Origin of the sequence: Haloarcula japonica DSM 6131 (assembly GCF_000336635.1) — an archaeon.
In the GTDB taxonomy this organism is placed as follows: Archaea; Halobacteriota; Halobacteria; order Halobacteriales; family Haloarculaceae; genus Haloarcula; species Haloarcula japonica.
Genome location: NZ_AOLY01000007.1, coordinates 160,983 through 185,620, shown reverse-complemented (window position 1 = coordinate 185,620; position 24,638 = coordinate 160,983). Strand labels below are relative to the sequence as shown.

The following is a 24,638-nucleotide window of genomic DNA, read 5'->3' as shown; positions in this document are numbered from 1 at the left end:
GATACGGAACCCAATCAGCGACCATGACTGAACACAGCAGCGACTACTACCAGCGGCTGGTCGACGAAAGTGCGCTGGGAAAATTTCTCACGAGGGAAATAGGCCCGGTCGAGACGTTCGACGTTGCGCGCCACGAGCAGGGCCACTCCAACGAGACGCTGTTTGTCACCTGGGGCGACCGAGAATTGGTCGTCAGGCGGCCCCCGCCGGGCCAGACCGCCGAGACAGCCCACGACGTGTTGCGGGAGTATCGCGTCATCGACGCACTGCAGGACACAGCCGTCCCGGTTCCGCCGACGGTGGCGGCCTGTGACGACCAGACGATCATCGGTAGCGATTTCTACGTCATGGCCCGCGTCGAGGGGACCGTCATCCGAGACGACGAGCCAGCGCGCTTCGCCAACGACGACGCCCGAGAGGCAGTCGGCACCGAACTGGTGGACACCCTCGCGGCTATCCACGAGGTCGATCCGTCAGCTGTCGGCCTGTCCGACCTCGGCCGCGCGGACGGGTATGCGAAGCGACAGGTCGCGCGCTGGGGGAAGCAACTGGCCTGGGCGTTCGAGCGGACGGCCGAATCCCGCACTGTCCCGGAACTGGAGCGGGTCGGCTCGTGGCTTCAGGACGAGTGCCCTGACGACCATCCAGAGACGCTGGTTCACGGCGATTACAAGCTCGACAACGTGATGTTCGGCCCCGGTGACGACCCGGACCTCGCCGCCGTCTTCGACTGGGAAATGGCGACGCTGGGCGACCCACGGGCGGACCTCGGCTGGATGCTCTCGTACTGGCGCGACGCTAAGGACCCCGAGCCGGAGATCCCCGACCTCGCCATGGAGTTCATCGAAGCGCCGGGCTACCCAACCCGGACGGACCTGGTCGACCGCTGGGAATCCCAGACCGGCCTGACGTTCGAACACGAGCGGTTCTATCGGACGCTCGCCGTGTACAAGCTCGCCGCCCTTGGGGAGATGTTCTACCGCCGCTATCTGGAAGGCAACGCCGACGACCCGTTCTACCCACTGATGGAGAACCGCGTCCCGGCGCTGGCCGACCGCGCGATTCGGATTATCGAAGGCGACGAACCGCTCTAACAGAGAAGATATAAGAGCCGATTTGCGTGTCGAAGTCCCGGGAGATGGCATCAACCCCATACACAGCCCGCCGGGACTTTCTGGCTGGGAATAATCGTCGTCGTACCAGGAAACAAAATGGATCTAGGGGGATGATTGATATGTGTTGCAGCAGACACTACGCGTATGCCAGCAGAGCAGGCAGAGATAGCGACAGTTGCAGTGCTCGGTGCGGGAACGATGGGCCACGGCATCGCCGAGGTCACGGCAATCGCCGGCTACGACGTCGTGCTGCGTGACATCGAGGCGGACATCGTCGAAGACGGCTACGAGGAAATCGAGTGGTCGCTCGAAAAGCTCGCCGAGAAGGGGCGACTCGACGAGGACCCCGACGACGTGGCGGCGCGGGTCGCGACGACGACCGATCTGGAAGCGGCAGTCAGCGACGCGGATCTAGTCATCGAAGCCGGCCCGGAACAACTCTCGGTGAAACAGGACATCTTCGAGTCCGTCGACGCCGCAGCGCCCGATGGGGCGCTGCTAGCGACGAACAGCTCCTCGCTGTCTATCACGGAGATCGCCGCAGCGACAGAGCGGCCGGACTCGGTACTGGGCCTGCACTTCTTCAATCCGCCGGTGAAGATGGACCTCGTCGAGGTCATCTACGGCGAAGCAACGACCGACGAGACGGCCCAGCGCGGCTACGAGTTCATCGAATCTCTCGGCAAGACGCCGATTTACGTCCGCAAGGACGTGCGTGGGTTCGTCGTCAACTCCGTCCTCGGGCCGTTCATGAGCGAGCCGGCCTGGATGGTTTCTGCGGACGAGGCAACCATCCGGCAGGCCGACGCCGCGATGGTCCACGAGCGAGGCTACCCGATGGGGCCGTTCGAACTCGGCGACCTGACCGGCATCGACATCGGCTACCACGTCCGGATGGAGGCCGGGAGACCGGTGCCGCCCATCATGGCGGAGAAAGTCGAAAACGAAAACCTCGGCCGCAAGACCCGCAAGGGGTACTACGACTACGAGGACGGTGACGGCCCGGAGTACGTCCCGGAGGATGCCGAGGGGTTCGACCATCTCCGCGTCGAAGCGGTGATGGCGAACGAGGCCGCAAAGCTCGTCGGCGACGACGTAGCGACGGCAGAGGCCATCGATACGGGGATGCGACTCGGGGCGGGCTTCCCTGAGGGGACCTGCCGCCGGGCCGACGACATCGGCCTCAACACCATCCTCGAAAAGCTCCGGAAGCTCCACGACGAACACGGCGACGACCGCTACGAGCCGGCGGATTACCTCGTCGAACTCGTGGAAGCCGGCCACACCGGCACGGAAGCAGGACGGGGTTTCCACGAGTACGACACCGGCGACGGCCCGGGTGACTACCACACCATCAACTGGGAACTCGACGACGATGGCCTGCTGGCAGTGGAACTCGACCGCCCGTCGCGGATGAACGCTATCAGCGAAACCCTCGCGGACGAGGTCGTCGATCTGCTTTCGTCGCTTGACGAGGACAAAGTCCGGGCCGTCGTGTTCGAAGGGGCCGGCGACCGCGCCTTCTCCGCCGGGGCCGACATCTCCGGCTTCGCGGACCGCGACCCCGCACAGACGTCGGAGCCGACAGAAGTGTTCACGACTGTCGCCGAGTACCCCCGGCCGACGCTGGCGCGCATCGACGGCTACTGTCTCGGCGCGGGGCTGGAACTCGCCCTTGCCTGTGACCTCCGACTGGCGACGACCGACTCGGAATTCGGCTTCCCCGAAATCACGCTCGGCCTGCTCCCCGGCGGCGGTGGGACACAGCGCGCGATTCGGATGCTGACTGACGCCCGGGCGAAGGAACTCGTGTTCCGCGGCGAGCACATCTCCGCCGAGCGGGCGGCCGACTGGGGACTCATCAACCGGGCCGTCGACGCCGACGAGTTCGATGGCGTGGTCGAAGAGTTCGTCGCAGACCTCGTTTCCGGGCCGCCGATTGCCCTGCGGAAGGCCAAGCGTGTAATGAACGAAGGAGCCGACGAGAGCCTCGACGCTGGCCTCGAAATGGAGAGCCAGGCATTTGCGCTCCTGCTGACGACCGACGACGTAGCGGAAGGGACGGCGGCCTTTGCGGCCGACCGGGAACCGGAATTCGAAGGAGAGTAGCGACCGTTGCCGCTGACGGCCCCGTCCTACTCGCGGTAGCGACGCACCGGCTCCAGTTCCTCGCTGTCCACGTCCTCGAAGGCCTCCCGAGCGATAGTCCGCAGGTGGACCTCATCAGCCCCGTCAACGATTCGGAACGTCCTGACCAGTTCGTAGAAGTCCGCCAGCGGGAGGTCCCGGCCGATGCCGTTGCCGCCACAGAACTGGACTGCAGTGTCGATGGCGTCCTGCGTCGCCCGGGCGGCGAACACTTTGCTCATCGACACCTCGACGCGGGCTTCCTTGCCGGCGGCGATGGCGTCCGCAGCGGCCCGGACCAGCGCCCGCGCGGCCTGAATCTGTGTCTCCTGTTCGGCGATTTCAAAGCGGACGTGCTGTTTATCCGCCACGGAGTCGCCGAAGGCCTGCCGTTCGGTGGTGTAGGCCTTAGCGATGGACAGCGCCCGCTCGGCCATCCCCGAGAAACGCATGCAGTGGGTGAGCCGCGCCGGGCCGAGCCGTTGCTGGACGTGCTGGAAGCCGTTGCCTTCCTCGCCCAGCAGGTGCTCCTCGGGGACGCGAACGCCGTTGAACTCGATTTCGGCGTGGCCCTTCGGGTCGCCCTGACTTCCCATGTGCGGGACGTTCCGAACGATGTCTACGCCGTCGGCGTCGGCCGGGACGATGAACACTGAACACCCCTCATACGGGTGTACGTCCTCGTTCGTTCGAGCGAAGACGAGCAGAATGTCGGCGTCAACACCGCCGGTTGTCCACCACTTGTGACCGTCGATGACCCACTCGTCGCCGTCCTTCTGCGCCGTGGTGCGTATCATCTTCGGGTCGGAGCCCGCGCCCTGCATCGGTTCGGTCATCGCAAAGCCCGACTGAAGCTCGCCCTCGACAAGCGGGTCGAGGTACTCCGATTTCTGGAGTTCCGTCCCTTGCATCTCCAGCAGATGCATATTGCCCTCATCGGGCGCGTCGACGCGCATCGCAATGGGGCCAAGGAGGCTTCGGCCCGCTTCCTCGAACGTCGGCAACACGTCCCGGAAATTGTAGCCCATCCCGCCGTGTTCCTCGGGAATTTGTGGGGCGTACACATCGTACTCCCGTGCGGCAGCGCGGAGGTCGCGAACTGTTGCGTCGGAGATAGCCGTCCCGCCCGCGAGTTCTCGCTCCCGCGGGATGACGACCTCGTCCATCAACGCTCGGGCACGCTCGGCAAGTGCAGTCGCGGCCTCGGAATCGGTGAACGATATCATGGCACATTCTCGTCCTCGCACGTCGTCATGATAAGTGTTAGAGCACAGCGAACGAGTGGTCGGTCGTTTATTTTTCAGAGCTGTGCCCTGGGACGCCCATCACGATGCACCCACGGACTCAGAGCGTCGGCGGTAGTTTCATACCCGGGCCAGTCCAAGCCGCTGCCGTGAGCGAGAGTCCAGACGTCGAGGCCGTCTTCTGGGACATCGGCGGCGTCATCCTCCGGATGGAGTCCGTCCGGGCGGCCCACCGCGAGTTTGTCGAACGCCTGTGTGCGGAGTACCCGGCGGCTGCGGATTCCGACGCGGCCCTCGAACGATGGCGGGACATCCTCGGAACGTACTTCAGCGAGCGTGAGGGGACAGCCTTCCGGCCAGCCCGCGAGGGCTACCGGCGGGCAGTCGATGAGATTCTGACAGTCAGCCCCGAGGAGACTGAGTGGGAAGCACTGTTCCGAGAAATCCGTACCGAACAGGTCGAACCCAACCCCGACGCCGTCGCGGCCATCGAGGAACTGGCAGACGCGCCGCTCCATCAGGGCGTCATCAGCGATGTGGACGCCGGCGAGGGCGAGCAACTGTTGCGGACCTTCGGCGTCTGGGAGGCAATGGATTCGTACACCGCGTCGGAGGCCGTCGGTCGGACCAAACCGGACCCGGCGATGTTCGAGACAGCGCTCGGAAAAGCCGGGGTCGAACCGGGACAGGCCGTGATGATCGGTGACCGCTACGAACACGATATGGACGGCGGGACACGGGCCGGGCTGTGGACGGTTGCCTACGGGGCCGAGGACGGACCCGCCGTGGATGTGGCTCTCGACGATCTCCGAGAGTTACCGGACTGGCTCGGCGTCGCAGAGTGAGGCCGCGGCACCGACCGTCGTTGCTGGGACTCTCTGCGTTCAAATATCGGGCGTCTCTTCGAGCCGTGGGACGCCAGCGGCGGTGATCGTCTGGCCGACGATGTATGACGATGCCGGACTGGCGAGGAACAGCGCGATATCGGCAATCTCCTCCGAGAGGCCGATGCGGCGCTCGACAGCCTTGCGGTCGATATTGTCGGCACTGACGCCCATTTGCGACTCGACGCCCGGCGTGGCGACGAAGCCCGGCGCGATACAGTTGATGCGGATGTCGCGGTCAGCCCACTCCGCCGATAGCGTCGACGTGAGATTGCTGACGCCGGCTTTTGCGGCCCCGTAGTGGCTCATATACGGTGCGCCCTGTTCCCCGGCGACGCTGGAGAGATTGATGACCGTCCCGCCGCCGTCCGCGGCCAGCGCGTCTCCGGCCGCCTGCGTACAGTGGTAGGTCCCGTGGAGGTTGATGTCGACGATGGTTTTCCAGCCGTTCTCGCTGATATCGTCGAACTCGGACATGAAGCTCGCGCCGGCGTTGTTCACGAGCACGTCCAGCCCGCCGAACTCATCGACGGTCGCTTCCACCAGCGCCTCGACGGCCTCGCGGTCTGTCACGTCGCATTCGATAGCGACCGCGTCACCGGGCCGGTCGCTGTCGTTGATTTCGTCGGCCACCGGTCCGACGTTGTCCTGCTCGCGCGAACAGACAACCACGTCGGCCCCGTCGGCCGCGAACTCCTCCGCGATTCCCCGGCCGATGCCGCTCGATGCACCCGTGATAATCGCCCGCTGATTCTCCAGGCGAAACCGCTCCGTGTGTGGTTTTGCCATCGCATCGGACATCTCGGGCATCCCCAATAAAGCTACGTCCTGAACGCTCTCTGCCGGGTTCCGTTGAATATAGTTGAACAGTCAGAACAGCCTGTCGGCGCTGTGTCTCCCTGTAGTGGTGTCGCGGGTGATCGGCGAGCCCCGGTAGGATTAACACCGGTGCGGGACACGGTTCCGACGTGTATGTCCATCAACAGTAGCGGACCGCAGTCCCGGGACCGGCGGGTACGAACGCGGCAGTGCCGACTTGACCAGCAACCGAAGCGCCGTTCCACGGCCGCTTGCGAGGGCCGGTAAGATGACCGGCGAGTTCGACGCAGTCGACGTTGGCGATAGCTTCACCACCTCGGGACGGACCATCACCGAGGCCGACGTGGTCAACTTCGCGGGTGTCAGCGGGGATTTCAATCATCTCCACACGAATGCCGAGCGGATGGCCGACTCGGGGTATGGCGAGCGTATCGCCCACGGCGCGCTGGTGTTTTCGGTCGTCACTGGCCTCCTATGGCAGGCCCGCGACGAGGCCGAAAAGCGGCACATGGTCGCGTTCTACGGCATCGACCGGCTTCGGTTCATCAAGCCGGTGTTCTTGGGAGATACCATTCACGTCGAGGCTGAGATTGTCGACACGGAACGGCGGGACCATCCAGTTGCGACGGGCGTCGTCCGGACCGAAGTCACCGCGCTGAATCAGGCCGACGAAGCTGTCTTCTCGGCCGAGTTCCTGACGCTCCGACGGTAGGCACCTGTCGGATCAGCGGCAGCGCCGGCAGTCCGTCCGTCGCGGCCTCACAGCACGCGGTCGGCGATGATGTTCTTCTGGATCTCGCTGGTCCCCTCATAGATCTTGGTGATGCGGGCGTCGCGGTAGTACCGCTCGACGTTGTGGTCGGTGACGTAGCCCGCACCGCCGTGGACCTGAATCGCCTCGTCGGCCACGTCGACGGCGTGTTCGCTGGCGAACAACTTCGCCATGCTGGCCAGCTTTGTCGCCACATCGAGGTCGCCCGAATCGATAGCGCTGGCGGCGCGATACGTAAGCGACCGCGCGGCCTCGACGTTGGTGGCCATCTCCGCGATCTTGTGTTCGATGGCCTGAAATTCGCTGATCGGCTGGCCGAACTGCTCGCGTTCGTTCGCGTACTGGATCGAGTCGTCGATAGCGGCCTGTGCAGTGCCGACGGCCTGTGCAGCCACGTTCGCCCGCCCGCTCGCGAAGAAGTCCATCAACTGGTAGAAGCCAGCGCCCGCCTCCCCGACGAGGTTCTCCTCGGGCACGCGAACGTCGTCGATAATTACTTCGGCGAGGTCCGACGCGCGGATACCGAGTTTGTTGTCGATTTTCTCGGCCTGCAAGCCGTCGGTGTCTGTCGGTACGAGGAACGCGCTGATGCCCTCGTGGCCGGCGTCGGGATCAGTCTTGGCCATCACGACCATCACGTCGGCGACGGTCCCGTTCGTAATCCACATCTTTTGCCCGTTGAGTACCCAGCCGTCGCCGTCGCGTTCGGCATAGGTCTCGATGCCGGCCACGTTCGAGCCGTGGGCGGGTTCGCTGATGGCGCTGGCACACGCCGACTCGCCACTGGTGATCTTCGGCAGCCACTTCTCTTTCATCCACTCGTCACCGTACTTCTGAATCATGCTTGACCCGAAGCCACGGGAGCCGATGGCGCTCCCGATGCCCGGGTCGGCACGCCACAGTTCCTCGGTGACGACGACGCCCGTGAGGCTGTCCATCCCCGCACCGCCGTACTTCTCGGGGATTTCCGGGGCGATGAGGTCGTACTGTGCCGCCTGCTCCATCAGTTCCGCTGGGTAGCGTTTCTCCCTGTCACATTCCGCTCCGAGGGGCTCGATCTCGTTCTCGCCGAATTCACGCACCGCTTCTCGGACTGCCGTCTGCTCGGCCGTTAAGCTAAACGCCATACACATTGTGTGACAGCCACCCAAATATAGATTTGGCCGTGCGCCATCATACGGGTGTTTCCTGTGAACTGGAATCGGACCGCTGACCGACTCGATAACAGTCGCAGATGACACAAGTCTGCTACACAGATAACCACTGTTGCGACCGTCACTCTCCCAGGGGCTGTCGTCTCTGACTGGAACTGTCTGGGCGCTGAGTTCCGTATATTGGAATGATTGCCGGAGTCCACCACAGTCGGACTCTCACGGCCTGTCCGTTCGATTTCATGAGACTTGGACCAGGAAGGATAATAGCCGTACTTTTGTTATCCAGTAGTCGGCAGTACGAGCGACTGTCAGCCCGATTGGACGTCTATACTGGGCCGCTAAGCCGGTATCCAGTTGAACTGGGCCCTGTAGTGTCGGGCTAAATTCCGCGCGTCCGGTCGCCCTACAGCGAAGCTATCGGTATCGTTCTGTTTATTGAAACAACCACACGAAGAGCGACAGCTGGCGACACAGGATAGATAGTTGCAGAAATCCATAAACGGTATTACATTCAGATTTGCATGTTGAAGTTCGGCTACTTTATTTTCGGTTTTGGTAGTTATGTCTGTATATATCTGATTCTACCCCCATTATGAGATGATAAAATATTGAAGGCTGTATTTCCACCACCGTATTCCCCAATATGGAAACATACAGCGATAGCGGTTTTGCGGAGAAACACGCGAAAGATACACACGTTGTCCGGAATATAGAAACATATTTCTATAAGTGTGCACATATCTGGTCCCATGGGAGACGAAGAAGACCTCGAAGACGAAACTGTGTCCGTATCGATGGAGATATCGGGAAATTACGACGAAGTCATGTCGAAACTGGCGACAGAGGACGAGGGGTCAACGTCGCTCGTCTCGCTGCTCGACGACCTCGAGCAGTTGCTGGACACCGTGGTCCGGATGGACGGCGGGACACGCAGCGCAATCGCCCAGCAACTGCCCGAGGATATGGCCGTCTCCTTCGACGCCCAGGCGGTCGTCGATACGCTCCAAGTACTCGAACGCTACGACCTCGTTGTCCTCGAAGGCAACACCTGGAAACCCGGTCCGAAACTCACCACTGAGGAGTAAGGTCCCCTCCCGCGGGCCGAGGTCGTTCGAGTGAAGAGAGCGCAGTAGCTCACGTACGGATCCAGATGCGTCCCCGTGCAGTAGCGGCTGGCTAGTGCGGACAAAGGGATAGTACCGACCGACAGGTAACTGCCGGAACAGCCGCCGAACCGCGGGAGTGACGGTCAACGGCGTCGCCCCTCTGTCCGGTGCGAACGACGTTTGCTAGCCCTCACCTGCTGACTAGGCTGTCGACTGTCGCCGGGTAAAGAGCTGTATAACAAATATCGGATAGCACGGAGGACCGTATGCGAGCACGCTGCGTGCTCGTACTCTCCCGACGCCCACCGTCCCCTGCTCCCCTGTGCGGGACGGTTTTACGCCGGGTTTGCTCACCCGGCATTGGTCCTCGATACGTCCGATAGCTGCAGGTCCCGAACCGGACCGTCGAAGCGCGAGGGCAGTCCGAGACGGGCTGTGAGAGCAAATTTCCCGAAGCTGACGGGCCGACTTTCGCATGCAAGCTACAGGCTCGTGGATGAACAGGCGGTAGCAGAACCCGCAATGTCACAACCCCTCACCGACGCAGCGCATCTGAGCGAGCGCGAACGCGAGTGCCTAGAGCTGTGTCGGCACGCAGTCGAAGTGTGCGAGTGGTGTGCCGACGAGTGTGCGGGACTCGACGGCATGACCGAGTGTGTCCGCCACTGCCGTGATGTGACTGACGTCGCCTCCCTCCACTGCAAGCTCCTCGCGCGGGGGTCCGCCCACCGAGAGGCCCTGGCCGGACTCTGTGCGACGGTCTGTCGGCAGTGCGCCGAGGAGTGTCGGCAGCACGATCATGACCACTGCCGTGCCTGCGCGGAGGTCCTCTCGGAGTGTGCCGAGGCCTGCGAATCGATGGTCAAGTAACGGCGGGTCAACGACTGCGGACGGGCGGCGCGACGTCCGCCTCCGCCTCGCTGTTCAGTACCGGACGCGAGAAGGCAGTTGCAGTACGGTACCCCCGACTCTGGCCGCAGGTCACTTACACGCCCGAACTGAGACGGATCTGGTCCTCGGTGATCGTGTCGACGGTGTCGGCCTGGAGCGGGTAGCCGTCGTCGTCGTCGATGTCGTCCCAGCCGAGCGTCGTCATGACCGTCGTTTTCAGCCCGGGGTCCGGGTCGACGTATGCGGTGCCGTATCTGTATCCGCTGACGATACCGACCTCGTCGCCGGTGCTCGTGACGACTGTCTTGCCGACGTCGTCGTCGGTCAGTTGGATCGTAGACATTGCAGTCGTCGCTACCGGCGGGACGGGCATCACCGACGTGCTTGCACACGCAGCCGTCGGAGCGGGAGACAGCCGAGTTACTTCGAAGCCTGATAGGTCAACGAAAAGACATACCAACACGCCGCTCCCAGATCGGGTATCCATGCCCACCATCGTCTCCGGGACAGTGCCCGCCAGCGACCTGGCGCTCAATCACTCGCTGGAACAGTTACCGGAGCTGCAGTTCGAAATCGAGCGGATCGTCACGAGCGGTGATGACGCACTCATGCCGATGCTGTGGGTCCGCGGGAGTCAGCGCGAGGACATCGAGCAGACGCTCGAAGCGGACCCGACCGTCGACAACGTCGAACTGCTGGGCGACTTTGAGGACGAGTGGCTGTTCCGGATGGAGTGGGTCGACCACGTCGACCTCATCGTACAGATGCTCACCAACTCGGAGGCGACGATCCTCGATGCGGTGGGTCAGGGGACCGTCTGGAAACTCCGTGTGCTGTATCCGCGCCGGTCGCTGTTCTCCCGGACCCACGACTTCTGTGCGGAGCACAACCTCTCGTTCGAGGTGTCGTCGATACGGGAACTCGACGAGGACCCGGCGGGCCGCTACGGGCTCACGTCCGCCCAGTACGAGATCCTCGCCGAGGCGTCCGAACGGGGCTACTTCGAGGTGCCCCGCGAGGTGAGCCTGGCGGAGCTCGCCGACGAGCTTGGCATCACACACCAGGCGGCCTCAGAGCGGGTCAGACGCGCCACCGATGCCCTCGTCGAGGACGTGCTGTTCGTGGACTTCGACGGCTTCGACTGAGGGGCCGTCGCCGTCGGCGTTACTCGTTCCCCGTCGACGACCGGCGGCGACGGGCGAGGTAGGCACCGAGCGCGACCAGCCCGAGCGTCAGCGTTCGGCGGGATCGGAGCCGGTTCCGGATCCGCGAGCGCGCCCTCGTCTGTGTGGTGTCCGAGGCCGACGCCGACTCGTCAGCGTCGCCGATGTCCGCGGGGTCCACTTCGATGCGTCGCGACGCAGGCGCGGACGCGTCCGTCTCGGGGTTGTCGTTTGCGTCCCCGTTCTGCGCCCTGTCCGAGATCGCCTCCCGGACAGCCTCTTTGACCGGTCGTTTGATCGCCGCCTCAGCGCCGGACTGCAGACGCCCGGCGACCCGGGGCCGCAGTGACGGTGAATCACTCATGTGACGACTGGAGAGAGTGGTGGGACCAGCAGGTAGCTACTGCCTGCTAGTGCAAGACTCGGCGTGTGTCGGGGGAGAGCACCGGCGCTACCAGTCCAGCGTCGCGTTGACGACGACACCGACCAGCAACACGATGGCGGCCAAGTACAGGGCCGTAACGAACAGGAGCAGTGCCCCGAGGTAGCCGTAGGCCGCGTACCGACTGGCAGCGCCCGCGTAGTAGAAGAACCCGATCTGGATGGTGATCCAGCCCACCGCGGCTACCAGCGTGCCCGGCACGACGTGGGTGAGTGAGGTCTCGACCGGCGGCAGAACGTAGTATATCGGGACGAACGCGACCGCGACCGCGACAAACGCGGCGAGGTTGCCGACGAGCGTCGGATAGGGGATCTGAAGCTGAACGTACGTGAGCGCGACGCTGGTGGCCGACAGCAGGACGACAGCCCCGAAGAGCACTCCCATCACGACCGCGCTGCGGGCGAACTGGGCCGGCAGCGAGATCTCGGTGACCTCGCCGTACACCTCGGTAAAGGCGATGGTGAGACCGCGGAACACCTTGCTGCCGCTCCAGACCACGAACAACAGGCTCAGGGTTCCGGTAGCACCGTGGCCGCGCGTGTTCTCGAGCAGTTCCGTCAGAATCGCCTGTCCGTTCTCGGCGAGGACCGACTGAAGCAGATTCAGCAGCGTCGCAGTCCCTCCGACCGTGGAGAGCACGGCGAGAGCGAGCGCGAGCAGCGGTACGATAGAGGCAATCGCGTAGTAGGCGATACTGGCCGCCATGAACGGAACGTTCTCGGCGCGGACCGTCCGGACGATCTCGCGGCCGGTTGCGATACCACTCATCCGTGTCGGTGGTGCGTTCCGGTGATGTGGACTGTGACCGATAGCTGTGTGGGACTCACAGTACGTAGGTCGCGAGCCACGGGAATAGAACGCCCGCCTGCGATAGCAGGCACGGGACCCGGCGTCCGCCGAGGACCGATGGGCAGTTCCGGTGTGGGACACAGAGTCCGATAGCTGTCTGACTCTTTCCCGTATTCTGATACGACAACAGGCAATAACTGTCTGCATTCATATGTTTTCACCGACCAGAATAATCAGATACGATATATGAATTCGTGTACGCTGGCGGTGTCCCCGATTGATTTCTGTGATTGACGTCACTGCTTCAGTCGTTCTCTACTGCTGTGAAAAGTGTCTGCAGACTGGAAGGTTAGCGGAGCGGCGACTACCAGCGATGGTGGACGTCGTCGAAAACGTACTCCTCGTAGATGTCACGCACCGCGCCGTGGACCTGATTCGAGAGCGGGGCCATCTCGCTGACCGCTGCGTTCGCCTGAACGTGGTCCGGGTTCGTCGAGCCGGGGATGACAGTCGACACCGCGTCGTGATCCAGGATCCAGCGCAGCGCCATCTGTGCCATCGTCATCCGCTCGGGGACATGCCCGTGGAGTTCCTCGACAGCGTCGAAGCCGGCATCGACCGGGAGGCCGGCGAAGGTCTCGCCGCGGTCGAAGGCCTCGCCCTCGATGTTGAAGTTCCGGTGGTCGTTCTCGGGGAACTCCATGTCCCGGGAGAGCTTGCCGGTCAGGAGCCCGGAGGCCAGCGGGACGCGGACGATGACGCCGACGTCGCGGCGCTTGGCCTCCTCGAAGAACCGCTCCGCGGGCCGCTGGCGGAACATGTTGAAGATTATCTGGACTGTCTCTACCTCCGGGTACTCGATGGCTTTCAGCGCCTCCTCGACGCGTTCGACGCTGACGCCGCAGTGAGCGACTTTCCCCTCGTCTCGCAGCCGCGCCAGCGCGTCGAACGTCTCCGGCTGGTAGTAGGCGTCCGTCGGCGGACAGTGCAGTTGCAGGAGTTCGAGCGTGTCGGCCCCGAGGTACTCCCGCGAGCGGTCGACGTGTTCCGAGAGGTTGTCGTAGTTGTAGCGCTCGGCCGTGTGGGGGTCGAGCCGGCGGCCGGCCTTCGTCGCGACGGTCACCTCGTCACGGACCTCGCGTTCGTCGAGCACTTCGGCGATGCGCTGCTCGCTGAAGCCGTCGCCGTACACGTCGGCGGTGTCGATGAAGTCGATGCCCGCATCGAGCGCAGTCCGGATTGTCTCGCGACCCTCCTCCTCGGAGACGTCGCCCCAGTCACCGCCGATGTTCCAGGTTCCCAGTCCGACATCTGTCACGTCATACCCCGTCGTACCTAACTGTCGTCGGTTCACGTACAGCCGTACCGTCGGCGGTCACTTGGTGGCTGTGGTACGCGGCAACACCCTCAACAAAAAGGGCAGTGTAGCCCGATAGCAGGCAGTCCGGTGGACGTGCCAGCGTGGACGCCGGGGGCTACGTGAGCCACTTCGTCCGGCGGATGTCGTACGCACCGCAGTCCGGACACGAGTGGTACTGAACGTCGAACGACGCCTGGCACACCAGACAGGTGTACCGGCGTCTCGGTTCCTCCCCAGGGGACGCAGCGGTATCGAACAATCCCATCGACGACCACACGCTACCTTCGCAGTACGATGATAAAAACAGGGTAGATCGTTCACGCGCCTCATATCGGCACCGTCTTGCGGTTACGATTATGGGAGAGGGTGGTGTCCACCGGCGACTGGCAACACAAAAGCGTCTTTAAACGGTGGTTTTTCGAACGGGAGAAGTGTCGTCCCGGCGAAGTTGTGAAGCCAACCCCGGCCTGACCAGAGAGTCGTGACCGCGGATTTTAATGCCCAGTCACCGGGTAACAGACGATATGGATGAGGTACCTGCTGTCGGAGAGCTGTCACCACCGGACCGGACGCTGATGGGACCCGGTCCGAGCGACGTACATCCGCGCGTGCTCAAGGCCATGAGTACGCCGCTGGTCGGCCATCTCGACCCTTCGTTCATCGAAATTATGGACGAGGTTCAGGACCTCCTCCGGTACACGTTCCGGACGGACAACAAGTGGACGATTCCGGTCTCTGGGACCGGATCCGCGGCGATGGAGGCGGCCATCGGAAACGTCGTCGAACCGGGCGATACGATGCTTGTCCCAACGAACGGCTACTTCGGTGGCCGGATGGCAAGCATGGCCGAGCGCGCGGGCGGCGAGGTTGTCACTGTCGACGCCCCCTGGGGCCAGCCGCTCGACCCGGCGGCTGTCGAAGACGCCTTCGACGAACACAGCCCGGACGTGTTCGGGTTCGTCCACGCCGAGACCAGCACCGGCGTCCTCCAGCCGTCGGTGCCCGAGCTCACTGACATTGCCCACGCGAACGACGCACTGGTCATCGCAGACAGCGTGACCTCGCTCGGCGGCGTCGAACTCCGCGTCGACGAGTGGGGCATCGACGTGGCCTACTCCGGCCCACAGAAATGCCTCTCCTGTCCGCCGGGCGCGAGCCCGCTCACACTCAACGACGACGCGATGGACAAAGTCCTCTCCCGCGAGTCCGAGGCCTGCTCGTGGTATCTGGACATCTCGCTGCTGGAGGGGTACTGGGGCGACGAACGCGCCTATCACCACACGGCCCCGATCACGAACGTCTACGCGCTCCGTGAGGCGCTGCGACTCGTCGCCGAGGAAGGCATCGAAGAGCGCTGGGACCGCCACCTGCGCGTCGCTGGCGCGCTGAAAGCCGGCGTCGAGGGCATGGGACTGGAGATGAACGCCCCCGACGACTGCTGGCTCCCGAGCCTGAACACGGTCCGTGTGCCCGACGGCGTCGATGACAGTGCAGTCATCCAGCACCTACTGGACGAGTACGACCTCGAAATCGCCAGCGGACTGGGCGCGCTAGAAGGCGATATCTGGCGCATCGGCTGTATGGGCCATTCGGCCCGCCGGCAGAACGTCAGCTACCTGCTCGCGGCGCTGGGCAACGCGCTCGGTGAGCAGGGTGCAGCCGTGGACGTAGACGCCGGGCTGGCAGCGATGAGCGAGCGATTCTGACGCTATACTGAGTCGACTCAGGAGTTTTATTTCACGAATCTGCTGGAACAGGATTGTCTCACGGAGCTCCGCTGTCCGAGGTCACACGGTGGACCAAATTCTGTTCACATTCACTCGAGACCAACTGAAAACCAAGTCCGCCCTCCCCGATTTGAACGGGGGACAAGTCGATCTACAGTCGACTGCTCTACCAGTCTGAGCTAAGGGCGGTCGACACCCGAAAATACCCCGCCGTCCGGACTTAAGGGTTGTTATTCGCGGAGGGTTCGCCGAACGGTCACACGACGCGGAGTGACACACCAGCTGGTGTCAGACACGTCTGACCCCGCGTTCCGATTTCCGAGAGTCGGATCGGAACGGTCTCTGAACGGTGTTCGACCGAGCAGAGATGTATCACGTCATGCCGGTAGCTGACGGGCGTCAGACAGCGCGGGAAGATTAAAATACCAGCCTGTATAATACCTTCATCGAGCCCGATGAGTAAGATAACGTTCCGTGCTGATGATGACCTCATCGACCAACTCGAGGCGTTCGACGCCTCGAAGAGCGAGGTCATGCGTGAAGCACTCCGGGAGTATCTCGGGGACACGTCACCGTCAGCGTCGGAACCATCGTCGTCGTCGTCAGAGTCAGTGACCGACGCCGAGACGATCGACGAACTCATCGAAGAACGCGTCGACAGCATCATCGCCGACCGACTGCAGACGCAACGCCCACCCTCGCAACCGCAGGATGTCAACGTAAACATCTCGTTAGACGGCGTAAGCGCAGGGGCAGCGGACGCCGAAACCGAACGACGGCGCACCGCTGACCGAGGTACGAGTACTGAGGGCGGACGGTCCCACGGCGAAAGTCAAACGTCTGATACGAGCGGGCGTAAGACAGAGACGGAAACACGGGACAGAGCCGAGACGGAGGAACGTAAGACGTGCGCACAATGTGGTGAAAACTTGGGTTCTGACCACGTTTACTGCCCGAACTGCGGTGAGAAGGCATCCCGCCGGGTGTTCTGTGACTGCGGCGATGAGCTCCGGTCGGACTGGGGATTCTGCCCGGGTTGTGGGAGACGAACACCTGCGGCGGATGTGCTTGATCAGACCTAAGTTGGCGTTTACACGCGATACACGCCCCCAGGCGCCGTAAACGGGAAAGTGTATGACACTGCCCGTAAGTTTTAATACATCAGGGTCAGTGGTTTATTCTGCGTAAGACGGTCGTCTTACACAGCGGCGAACTCGAGGGGATGCCGCCCTCGTACTGCGGTTTCGCTGTGTAAACACTCGTGCGGGGCGTAAACGGACCCCGTCCGGGCCGTCTTACCCAAGGGGAAACTACCAAACATGGAGCGTGTGACACTACGGATTCCGAAGCAGCAGATTGAAGAGGTCGAACAGATGGTCGAGACGGGCGAGTACCCCAATCGGAGCGAAGCGATTCGCTCGGCGGTGCGGGAGATGCTCGCCGAGGAAGGCTCCGAGCAAGCCTCCGAAAAGAAGCGGTCCTGGGCCAAGGTGTAACGATGCAGGATATCGTCAACGAGGCCCTCGAACGCGACGAGCAAGAACAGAAGAAGATGTCCGACGAAGACGTCGACGGGTTCGGAGACCCGCGCATCGTCATCGTCGGCTGTGGTGGCGCGGGCAACAATACGGTCAACCGCCTGTACAACATCGGCGTCGAGGGCGCTGACACCGTGGCCATCAACACGGACAAACAGCACCTCAAGATGATCGAAGCCGACACGAAGATTCTGGTCGGCAAGTCCCTCACCAACGGCCTCGGGGCCGGCGGTGACCCGTCGATGGGCGAGCGCGCCACGGAGATGGCACAGGGGACTATCAAGGAAGTGCTGGGCGACGCTGACCTCGTGTTCGTCACCGCTGGTATGGGTGGCGGCACCGGGACGGGTGCCGCCCCCGTCGTCTCGAAGATCGCCAAGGAGCAGGGCGCAATCGTCGTCGGCATGGTGTCGACGCCGTTCAACGTCGAGCGAGCGCGGACGGTCAAGGCCGAGGAAGGCCTGGAGAAGCTCCGCAACGAAGCGGACTCCATCATCGTGCTGGACAACAACCGCCTGCTCGATTACGTCCCGAACCTGCCTATTGGCAAGGCGTTCTCCGTGATGGACCAGATCATCGCCGAGACCGTCAAGGGCATCTCCGAGACCATCACCCAGCCGAGCCTCATCAACCTCGACTACGCCGACATGACATCGATCATGAACCAGGGCGGCGTCGCGGTGATGCTGGTCGGCGAGACCCAGGACAAGAACAAGACCGAGGAGGTCGTCAAAGACGCGATGAACCATCCGCTGCTTGACGTGGACTACCGCGGCGCGAGCGGTGGTCTGGTCCACATCACCGGCGGCCCCGACCTCACGCTGAAGGAGGCCGAGGGCATCGCACAGAACATCACCGAGCGGCTCGAGGCCGACGCCAACGTCATCTGGGGCGCGCGGATTCAGGAAGAGTACAAGGGCAAGGTGCGGGTCATGGCGATCATGACCGGCGTCCAGTCCGCGCAGGTGCTCGGTCCGACGACCCAGAAGCAGGCCAACAAGTCCCGCGAGGCGATTCAGGAAGTCGGCGACGACACGTCCTTCGACGCGTCCGACAACGTCGAAAGCTTCGACAGCCCCGCCCCGAACAGCGGGAGTCAGAACAGCGGCGGTCGAACCACCGGCTACAGCGAGACCGACGGCGGGCAGGACCAGCGCGAGAAGAACAACGGACTCGACGTCATCCGGACGAACAAGTAGCGACGTCTGCGATTCTTCTTTCGGTTTCTACGGCCGCAAGCGACGCTGTTACGCAGCAATATCTGAAAACGAGACTTCGGTTAGACCGCTTCCAGCGCGTCCAACAGATTGCACTTCCGGCAGAGGTCCCGCGCGGTCGGCGAGCCGCAGTTGTCGCACTCACCGTAGTCGGTGTCGCCGTTCTCGCCGCCGTAGGTGTCGGCGGCCAGCGCCGCGAGCTTCTCGTAGCCGGCCATAATTGAGTGTCGTGTGCCGGGGTGGTTCTCTTCCAGTCCGAGCATGAGCTCCTGTATCTCGCCGCGGTAGGCCTCCTCGGCGTGGGGGCACTCGGTGATGTGCGCCGGGAGATCCTGGAAGCGGGCGTACAGCGCGACCTCCTTCTCCGGGATGTCACGGAGCGGCTTCGCCCGTGGGATGTGGTGGTCCTGCGCCTCGCGCGTCTGCTCCGTGGGCGCGTCGGCAGATGAATCGAACGGACCCAGTGAGGCCTCGAAGTGCTTGGCGATCTGTGAGATGTCGCCTTCGAGGAAGTTCATCAGCGCTGTCTCAGCCTCGTCGTCGAGGTTGTGACCGGTCAACAGTTTATCCGCGTCGAGTTCCTCGGCGTACTTCGAGAGGAGGTCCCGGCGGAACACGCCACAATAGGCACAGGCGGCCATCCCTTCGGGGTCGTCCTCGACCACGTCGTCCATCTGGACGCCGAACTCGTCGGCGTAGGAGACGGTGACGTGTTCGATGCCCAGATCGTCGGTCAGTTCCTCGCAGGCCTCCAGGCTCGCGTCGCGGTAGCCCTCGATGCCCTCGTGGATAGAGAGCGCGACCAGTTCGATTCGGGGGTCCTCGGCGAACGTATCGTGCAGAATCTGCGTGAGGACGACGCTGTCCTTGCCGCCCGAGAGACCGATGACCCACGTCTCGGGGTCCTCGACCGTGGCGTCGTCGGACACGAGACCGTCCTCGCGGATGCGACGGCGAACCCGTTTCGTGACCGCTCGGCAGAGATGAGACTCACAGAGGTGAAGCCCGGAATAGGCCGCGTGTAACACCGCGTTCTCGCCGCATTTGTCGCACTCCATCGTGACGAGTAGTCGTGGCCGCAATGGTGAGAGGGTTTCGTCTCGGGTCCGACAGGACAGATCGCACCGAATCGGTCACAGCCACACCTCACAGCGCATCGGGGCCGTGCCGTAGTGTGTCGATGACTGTCTCAGCGGTGTCTTCACGACCACTCGAGGAAAACAGTTCGTGGCCGCCGTCGTACAGCCGGATACGGTCGGCCGGCAAGCGCTCCCCGACGGCACGCGGGTCGACAACGGTGTCCGTGAGTGAGCAAAACGCCGCGGCGGTGTCCCGGGCCGGCGGCAGCGACCGCTGTGCCCGTAGCACCGTCCGGAGGAACGCCGGGGAAACCGATGACGGGGCGTCCGCGAGCTGCTGGGCCGTCGACAGGTCGCCGATAGCGTCGGCGTCCAGCGTATCGATAGGGATGAACGGTCTGGTACTCGGAAGCGATGCGATAGCGTCGAGTACCGGCCCCGGAACCGGAAAGTCACTGTCCCACCAGGGGCTCAGGTACACTCGGTTGCCGATACCGGCGGCGTCGAGGTGGGCCGCTGTCAGTCCGCCCGCGCTGTGCCCGAGCAGGTCGAACTCACCGAGGTCGGCAGCGTACTCCTGAACCGGACCGACCCACTCCCGCCGGTAGTCGGTGATGTGTGTCGGCAGCTCGACGGCGTGGACGCGGTACGCCGTGGCAAGTGTATCGATGAGCCACTGAACGTTCCGGTGTCGACACCGGTTACCCCAGCCGAGAACGAAGAGACAGTCTCTGGCAGCCCCCTCGTTGTACACGCGAATCTGCATACGCGACGTTCCCGCGGCGGCGACATAAGCCCGGCTGAACGCCCAACAGCCGCCCGTAGTGTTGCCGACGTAGGTAATCAGTTTGTGTACTCAGGGCCGCCACGACAGCCACAGACCGTGTGGCTCGTAGTCGATGAGGTGGGTGGTCTCGATGCCATCGTCGGTCTGGCGTTTCCAGTCCAGCCCCACTGACTCGCCGCCGGAGAGTTCCGGCCGGCCGGTGAGCCAGTGCAGCGGCCGCTCGGCCATCCGGTCTTCGAGCACTGTCGTCAGCGTCTCGGCCAGGTCCGCTGGCACCTGATACAGTACGAGCGTGTTGACGACACAGACCGGGACATCGGACGGAATTTCGTCGAGTACCGCCGGCAGATCATCGAGCATATCGCCCGCGATAAGCGCAGGTGGGTCGTTCTGTGCGACCGTCAGCGCACCGTCTAACACGGCGCGCCGCGCCTCGTGTTCGGGCCAGACGAGTGCGCGGAGCCAGTCCCTGTCGGCCTCGTCGGTCACGTCGAGAGGATTGCGGTCGAGACCGACCCGGGAGCGGATAGCGGGCGGCGTCTCCGGGAGCGGCGGGTCGCCATGTCGGACGCTGCTCTCGATGGTAATCGGCGAGTCGCGGTTACCCACTATGCGCCCGTCGTAGTCGTAGCGGTAGCGGTCGAACAGCAGGTTCAAGCCGGCGCTCGGCCCGAGTTCCACCAGCGCGAGCGGCCCGTCGGCGGCGCGGGCCACCTGTGCGATGGCCGGGTAGAGGACCGCACTGCGCCGCACCGCGTTCGTCTGCGTGCGCCTAGTCCGCAGGAGCGGCTTGATGTCGTCGGCGTGGTCGAGACAGAACTCGTGGAAGGCTGGGAAGCACTTGTCGTCGGGGTCGTGCGCCGTCTGGGTGATGCTTGGGTAGTACTCGGCCAGCCGATGGTTAGGATTTCGGGCAAGCAGATAGTGGACCGCGGCAAGCAGGAGGTGTGGGGCCTGGCGGCCTTCGGGAACGGTTGCGGCGATATCGAGGATATCGCTGTCTTCAGCCGCCTCGCGGCAGAGATGGGCGTACAGTGGGGAGGAGTCGTCGGCCCATTCAGCCAGGTCCCGGAACTGTGCTCGGCAGTCAGACATATCAGCGGGGACACTGCACTGACAGTTGAGTGTTTGGCTGCCGGTAGGTACTATTTTCACCGCCACACATGTAGACAGAGTAATGCGTTTGTATCAGAAAAATGACTACGGACGGGTCAGAGTCCTCACCACGACGATTGAGTGCGGGATACTCTCACAGGTGAGGAGCCATGGGAACTGAGTCCGCAGACGTGGCCGTCATCGGGGGTGGTGTCGCCGGGATGAGCACGGCCGCGCGATTGCAGGCGGACGGTTACTCGACGGTCGTCCTCGAACAGCACCACAGCGTCGGTGGCTGTGCGGGCTACTACGAACGAGCGGGGTTCCGGTTCGATGTCGGTGCGACGACACTCGTGGATTTCGTCCCAGAGGGTGTCGGCGGCCAGCTGTTGTCGGCTGTCGGCTTCGATCCCCCAGCAATGGCCATACAGGACGCCTACGACGTCTGGCTGCCGGACCGAACAGTGACGCTGTACCGCGATCAGGCCGACTGGGACGCCGAGCGGCGCAGGAAACTCGGCGACGACAGGCGACATCTGGAGTTCTACGACTTCATCGACGACCTCTCGGCGCGGCTCTGGCGACTCACCAGAACAGACGTCAGGATGCCGATACAGAGCGTCGGCGACCTCGTTCGGAACGCCACTGCGGTCGGCTTTCGGGACCTTCCGCTGGTCAGATATCTCCGCTGGACGATGGCCGACGCGATGTGCGCCCACGGCGTGGACGACGACCGCCCGCTCCGAGCAGTCGTCTCGATGCTCGTCGAGGATACGGTCCATGCCGCGCTCGACGACGCCCCGCTGTTGAACGCGGTTCTCGGGATGACGATCCGTCGGACAGGGCTGGGCCGAGCAACCGGCGGGATGTACGGATTCTGGGAGTCTTTCGTCGATCAGTACACGGACATCGGCGGGCGGATCGAGACGGGCCGCACTGTCAGGTCGGTAACCGGAACCGGCGGCGACTTCCGTATCGACTCGGCGGCTGGCCCGATTCACGCAGATCAGGTCGTCAGCACCGTCCCAGTTCCCGTTACCAGAAGCCTCGCCCCGACGGTCGTCGGCGACAGACTCGACGAATACTGCTCGATGCTGCAAGCCCACGAGGGGAGCGCGCTCGTGCTATTTCTCGGCGTCCCGTCGGCCGAGGTCGACGGTCGCGAGCGGACACACCACCAGATTCTGCGGGCCTACGACGAACCGCTCGGCAACGGGAACAACATGTTCGTCTCCGTCTCCGCGCCGGGCGACGACGTGAGCGCACCGGCAGGCCACCGGGCAGTCATGCTGTCCACACACTGTGCAGTCGGGCCATGGCAAGGCCTTGACAAGGCGACCTACGAGGAGGAGAAGGCAGCCGCCCGCGAGCGACTACTTGCAGGCGGCCGGACCGTCTATCCCGACCTCGGGACCGACCCAGTCGTCTCCGAGATGGCGACGCCGGTTACTTACGAGCAGTTCACGAACAGACCCCGCGGGGCTGTCGGGGGATACAGGCAGACGCCGGCAAACGCGAACCAGGGAGCCGTTCCACAGGACGTGGGCGTCGAGGGGTTCTATCTCGCTGGGGACACCACATGGCCGGGCCTTGGCACCGTCGCCTGTGTCAAAGGGAGTGAAATCGCTGCCGACCACGTGCGGAACTGACCGCCACAGCGGGGCATAGATGGGCAACTCCGGCACGGCATGGGTGACACGCGACGTGATCGGCACGGAGAGTCAGCGTTTAGGCCGCGCAAGCAGTAGAGCAGGCAATGAGTCTGGACCGTCCGGAGGCAGTCGAGCGGGTCGAAGAAATCGTCGCCACAGTCGAGGACGAGACGATGCCAGTCCCGGTCCGGGAGGTGTGGGTGTACGGCGACGTGGCGCTCGGACTGGACCCGGTCGAGCGACTGGACGTGTACGTCACGAAGGATATTCTGTTCAAGGACGCGCCGGAGCGTGCCGAGGAGTTCCAGCGCAGTCACGGCGTCGATGGCGTCGGCAAGACCGTCCGCGCCGCGTGGGCCGACGAGCATCCCGAGTACATCCGCGCGAACGCCAACGGACACGCCGCTCCCGAGAAGTGCCTCGCCGCCCACCTCCTGAACGACGACGAGCCGGTCCATCTGGAAGTGTGTAACGCCTCCTTCGAGGACAACGTCACCCAGCGGCTCAAGGGCGCGAAGATGCGAAACGACTACGAGCAGATTCTTGACCCCCGCGGGGCCTGCCTGTGGCTCGACGGCGAACGGTCGCCCGACGCGTTCCAGAAGCTCCGGGACAACGAGTTCGTCTTCCCGACGCTGACCCAGTCGCTGTCGATGCTCGGGATGGACGAGACGGAGGCCGGTGACGCCGCCGACGCAGTCAAAGAGTACCGGGCACAGCAGGAGGGTGCGACAGTTCGTGGCGACGTGGTGTAGGGGTTACTGCACTGACTTTGACAAGCCGACTTACTGTAGCCAGGGCACGTCAACCGTCGGGTACTGATGTCCACAGGCGGGACATTCGACGAGTCGCGACCCGCTCTTGCCGTCGTCGACCGCGGTGAACCGCCGGCTCCAAGTCACGTGGCGGCACTCCGGACAGCGACGGACGAGCGGTGGTATCATGGGGAGACGCGAATCGGGACGTTTGTTCGTAGCCGCTTGTCCCGCAAGGGTCTATCGGCGTGCGACATCGTGTCGGGTGGGGCATCGGGCGTGAACACAGCCCATGACAACTACCAGTAGTTGCTAGCGCGGTTTCTTTATTCAGATGAGTCCCTGAAATTGATACGAACGAAACGGTACGGAGAGATTGTTCACTGACGGGTGGTGAATCGATTATGAGTCCGATACGGGTTTACCACACGCCGTGCCAGCGACCGTACACGATAACGGCAAGGATGGCGGCGGCACCAACGCCGAGGTACGTCCCGATAACCCAGAATGCCACGAGGACGAGGCCCCAGAGGCCTGCAACGACAACGGCGTGTTCGAGGTCGTCGATACGGCCAGCCGCGTACGCTGAGCCGAAGGCGACTGTCAGGAGCAGGCCGAAGATTGGCTGTATGGCGTACAGGAACGCCCACGCGAGGATGGAGAGCGCGACAATCACCGCGAGTCCGTCGTAGAGATTCGGAACATCGGCGGGGGCACGTGATTCCGACGTAGCCATACGAAATCGTACAACCCCCCGTTCGAAAACTGTTTGGGAACACGCTATCATCGGTCTGTCCTTTCGTAGAACCGGGCCGTGCTGACAACAAGTGGGTGGTTAGTTCGCATCTGTACTGAACGGGCGTTTCACAGCTATCACTGAATTAAGAAACCGTATTGGCAACTACTGCTACAACGCGGTTTT

At 63.4% G+C, this 24,638-nt stretch carries 25 protein-coding genes and 1 tRNA gene; 13 read left to right on the top strand and 13 right to left on the bottom strand.

The genetic code is table 11. The features are described 5' to 3' along the window. Window positions 1-23 precede the first annotated feature (23 nt). Together C444_RS04205 and C444_RS04200 are read left to right on the top strand one after the other, a co-directional pair. A complete protein-coding gene (locus tag C444_RS04205) occupies window positions 24-1,094 on the top strand; it encodes a phosphotransferase family protein (RefSeq protein WP_004591133.1) in 1,071 nt (356 codons plus the stop codon). Between the two features lie 165 nt (window positions 1,095-1,259). Beyond that, window positions 1,260-3,224: a 3-hydroxyacyl-CoA dehydrogenase/enoyl-CoA hydratase family protein gene (locus C444_RS04200; protein WP_004591132.1), complete on the top strand. Its 1,965-nt coding sequence runs from the start codon at window positions 1,260-1,262 to the stop codon at window positions 3,222-3,224. A 26-nt stretch (window positions 3,225-3,250) separates the two neighbouring features. Here the strand turns inward: C444_RS04200 and C444_RS04195 are convergent, their stop codons facing one another. After that, complete coding sequence (locus C444_RS04195) at window positions 3,251-4,468, bottom strand: acyl-CoA dehydrogenase family protein (protein ID WP_004591131.1); 1,218 nt, start codon at window positions 4,466-4,468, stop codon at window positions 3,251-3,253. Between the two features lie 167 nt (window positions 4,469-4,635). On the opposite strand from C444_RS04195, the gene C444_RS04190 reads away from it, so the two are divergent. Continuing rightward, on the top strand, window positions 4,636-5,331 hold the full coding sequence (locus C444_RS04190; RefSeq protein ID WP_004591130.1) for an HAD family hydrolase: 696 nt from the start codon (window positions 4,636-4,638) through the stop codon (window positions 5,329-5,331). A 39-nt stretch (window positions 5,332-5,370) separates the two neighbouring features. Here C444_RS04190 and C444_RS04185 read toward each other — a convergent pair whose 3' ends face one another. After that, complete coding sequence (locus tag C444_RS04185) at window positions 5,371-6,159, bottom strand: SDR family NAD(P)-dependent oxidoreductase (protein WP_394324805.1); 789 nt, start codon at window positions 6,157-6,159, stop codon at window positions 5,371-5,373. 298 nt (window positions 6,160-6,457) lie between these two features. On the opposite strand from C444_RS04185, the gene C444_RS04180 reads away from it, so the two are divergent. Then, window positions 6,458-6,901, top strand: coding sequence for a MaoC family dehydratase (locus C444_RS04180; protein ID WP_004591128.1), 444 nt, complete (start codon window positions 6,458-6,460; stop codon window positions 6,899-6,901). Between the two features lie 47 nt (window positions 6,902-6,948). Here C444_RS04180 and C444_RS04175 read toward each other — a convergent pair whose 3' ends face one another. Then, a complete protein-coding gene (locus C444_RS04175; protein WP_004591127.1) occupies window positions 6,949-8,088 on the bottom strand; it encodes an acyl-CoA dehydrogenase family protein in 1,140 nt (379 codons plus the stop codon). A 776-nt stretch (window positions 8,089-8,864) separates the two neighbouring features. Here C444_RS04175 and C444_RS04170 point away from each other — a divergent pair. Together C444_RS04170 and C444_RS20990 are read left to right on the top strand one after the other, a co-directional pair. Next, window positions 8,865-9,200, top strand: a complete 336-nt coding sequence (locus C444_RS04170) for a hypothetical protein (protein WP_004591126.1) — start codon at window positions 8,865-8,867, stop codon at window positions 9,198-9,200. A gap of 543 nt (window positions 9,201-9,743) precedes the next feature. Next, window positions 9,744-10,091 carry a four-helix bundle copper-binding protein gene (locus tag C444_RS20990; protein ID WP_004591125.1) on the top strand — a complete coding sequence of 116 codons (348 nt, stop codon included), beginning with the start codon at window positions 9,744-9,746 and terminating at the stop codon, window positions 10,089-10,091. Window positions 10,092-10,206: 115 nt separating this feature from the next. On the opposite strand, the gene C444_RS04160 is transcribed toward C444_RS20990, so the two are convergent. Continuing rightward, window positions 10,207-10,485, bottom strand: coding sequence for a hypothetical protein (locus C444_RS04160; protein WP_004591124.1), 279 nt, complete (start codon window positions 10,483-10,485; stop codon window positions 10,207-10,209). Window positions 10,486-10,597: 112 nt separating this feature from the next. Here C444_RS04160 and C444_RS04155 point away from each other — a divergent pair, with 112 nt between their 5' ends. After that, window positions 10,598-11,257 carry a helix-turn-helix domain-containing protein gene (locus C444_RS04155; protein ID WP_004591123.1) on the top strand — a complete coding sequence of 220 codons (660 nt, stop codon included), beginning with the start codon at window positions 10,598-10,600 and terminating at the stop codon, window positions 11,255-11,257. 19 nt (window positions 11,258-11,276) lie between these two features. Here the strand turns inward: C444_RS04155 and C444_RS04150 are convergent, their stop codons facing one another. The 3 genes from C444_RS04150 to C444_RS04140 all read right to left on the bottom strand — a co-directional run bounded on the left by C444_RS04150 (window position 11,277) and on the right by C444_RS04140 (window position 13,860). Continuing rightward, complete coding sequence (locus tag C444_RS04150) at window positions 11,277-11,639, bottom strand: hypothetical protein (protein WP_004591122.1); 363 nt, start codon at window positions 11,637-11,639, stop codon at window positions 11,277-11,279. An 87-nt stretch (window positions 11,640-11,726) separates the two neighbouring features. Next, entirely contained in the window at window positions 11,727-12,485 is a 759-nt protein-coding gene (locus tag C444_RS04145; protein WP_004591121.1) for a YihY/virulence factor BrkB family protein, read from the bottom strand. 385 nt (window positions 12,486-12,870) lie between these two features. After that, window positions 12,871-13,860: an aldo/keto reductase gene (locus tag C444_RS04140; RefSeq protein WP_004591120.1), complete on the bottom strand. Its 990-nt coding sequence runs from the start codon at window positions 13,858-13,860 to the stop codon at window positions 12,871-12,873. Window positions 13,861-14,390: 530 nt separating this feature from the next. On the opposite strand from C444_RS04140, the gene C444_RS04135 reads away from it, so the two are divergent. After that, window positions 14,391-15,572, top strand: coding sequence for a pyridoxal-phosphate-dependent aminotransferase family protein (locus C444_RS04135; RefSeq protein WP_004591119.1), 1,182 nt, complete (start codon window positions 14,391-14,393; stop codon window positions 15,570-15,572). A 136-nt stretch (window positions 15,573-15,708) separates the two neighbouring features. Here C444_RS04135 and C444_RS04130 read toward each other — a convergent pair. Next, window positions 15,709-15,782: transfer RNA gene (locus C444_RS04130), tRNA-Tyr, on the bottom strand. A 266-nt stretch (window positions 15,783-16,048) separates the two neighbouring features. Between C444_RS04130 and C444_RS04125 the strand changes: the two genes are divergently transcribed. The 3 genes from C444_RS04125 (at window position 16,049) to ftsZ (ending at window position 18,330) form a co-directional block, all read left to right on the top strand. Then, complete coding sequence (locus tag C444_RS04125; protein ID WP_004591118.1) at window positions 16,049-16,675, top strand: double zinc ribbon domain-containing protein; 627 nt, start codon at window positions 16,049-16,051, stop codon at window positions 16,673-16,675. A gap of 237 nt (window positions 16,676-16,912) precedes the next feature. Next, entirely contained in the window at window positions 16,913-17,089 is a 177-nt protein-coding gene (locus tag C444_RS04120; protein WP_004515010.1) for a ribbon-helix-helix domain-containing protein, read from the top strand. Window positions 17,090-17,091: 2 nt separating this feature from the next. Next, window positions 17,092-18,330 carry a cell division protein FtsZ gene (gene ftsZ / locus C444_RS04115; RefSeq protein ID WP_004591117.1) on the top strand — a complete coding sequence of 413 codons (1,239 nt, stop codon included), beginning with the start codon at window positions 17,092-17,094 and terminating at the stop codon, window positions 18,328-18,330. Between the two features lie 80 nt (window positions 18,331-18,410). Here ftsZ and ncsA read toward each other — a convergent pair whose 3' ends face one another. The 3 genes from ncsA to C444_RS04100 form a co-directional block, all read right to left on the bottom strand. After that, a complete protein-coding gene (ncsA, locus tag C444_RS04110) occupies window positions 18,411-19,406 on the bottom strand; it encodes a tRNA 2-thiolation protein NcsA (protein WP_004591116.1) in 996 nt (331 codons plus the stop codon). Window positions 19,407-19,494: 88 nt separating this feature from the next. Next, window positions 19,495-20,193 (bottom strand): alpha/beta hydrolase, encoded by a 699-nt coding sequence (locus tag C444_RS04105; RefSeq protein WP_004591115.1) that lies wholly within the window; start codon window positions 20,191-20,193, stop codon window positions 19,495-19,497. A 90-nt stretch (window positions 20,194-20,283) separates the two neighbouring features. Continuing rightward, on the bottom strand, window positions 20,284-21,309 hold the full coding sequence (locus tag C444_RS04100; RefSeq protein ID WP_004591114.1) for a DUF2332 domain-containing protein: 1,026 nt from the start codon (window positions 21,307-21,309) through the stop codon (window positions 20,284-20,286). A gap of 170 nt (window positions 21,310-21,479) precedes the next feature. On the opposite strand from C444_RS04100, the gene C444_RS04095 reads away from it, so the two are divergent. Together C444_RS04095 and C444_RS04090 are read left to right on the top strand one after the other, a co-directional pair. Next, window positions 21,480-22,958 carry a phytoene desaturase family protein gene (locus C444_RS04095; protein ID WP_004591113.1) on the top strand — a complete coding sequence of 493 codons (1,479 nt, stop codon included), beginning with the start codon at window positions 21,480-21,482 and terminating at the stop codon, window positions 22,956-22,958. Window positions 22,959-23,065: 107 nt separating this feature from the next. Then, a complete protein-coding gene (locus C444_RS04090) occupies window positions 23,066-23,716 on the top strand; it encodes a DUF7095 family protein (protein WP_004591112.1) in 651 nt (216 codons plus the stop codon). Between the two features lie 30 nt (window positions 23,717-23,746). Here the strand turns inward: C444_RS04090 and C444_RS22180 are convergent, their stop codons facing one another. Beyond that, on the bottom strand, window positions 23,747-23,905 hold the full coding sequence (locus C444_RS22180; RefSeq protein ID WP_167320807.1) for a hypothetical protein: 159 nt from the start codon (window positions 23,903-23,905) through the stop codon (window positions 23,747-23,749). A 232-nt stretch (window positions 23,906-24,137) separates the two neighbouring features. Continuing rightward, window positions 24,138-24,452 carry a hypothetical protein gene (locus C444_RS04080; RefSeq protein WP_004591111.1) on the bottom strand — a complete coding sequence of 105 codons (315 nt, stop codon included), beginning with the start codon at window positions 24,450-24,452 and terminating at the stop codon, window positions 24,138-24,140. Window positions 24,453-24,638 lie beyond the last annotated feature (186 nt).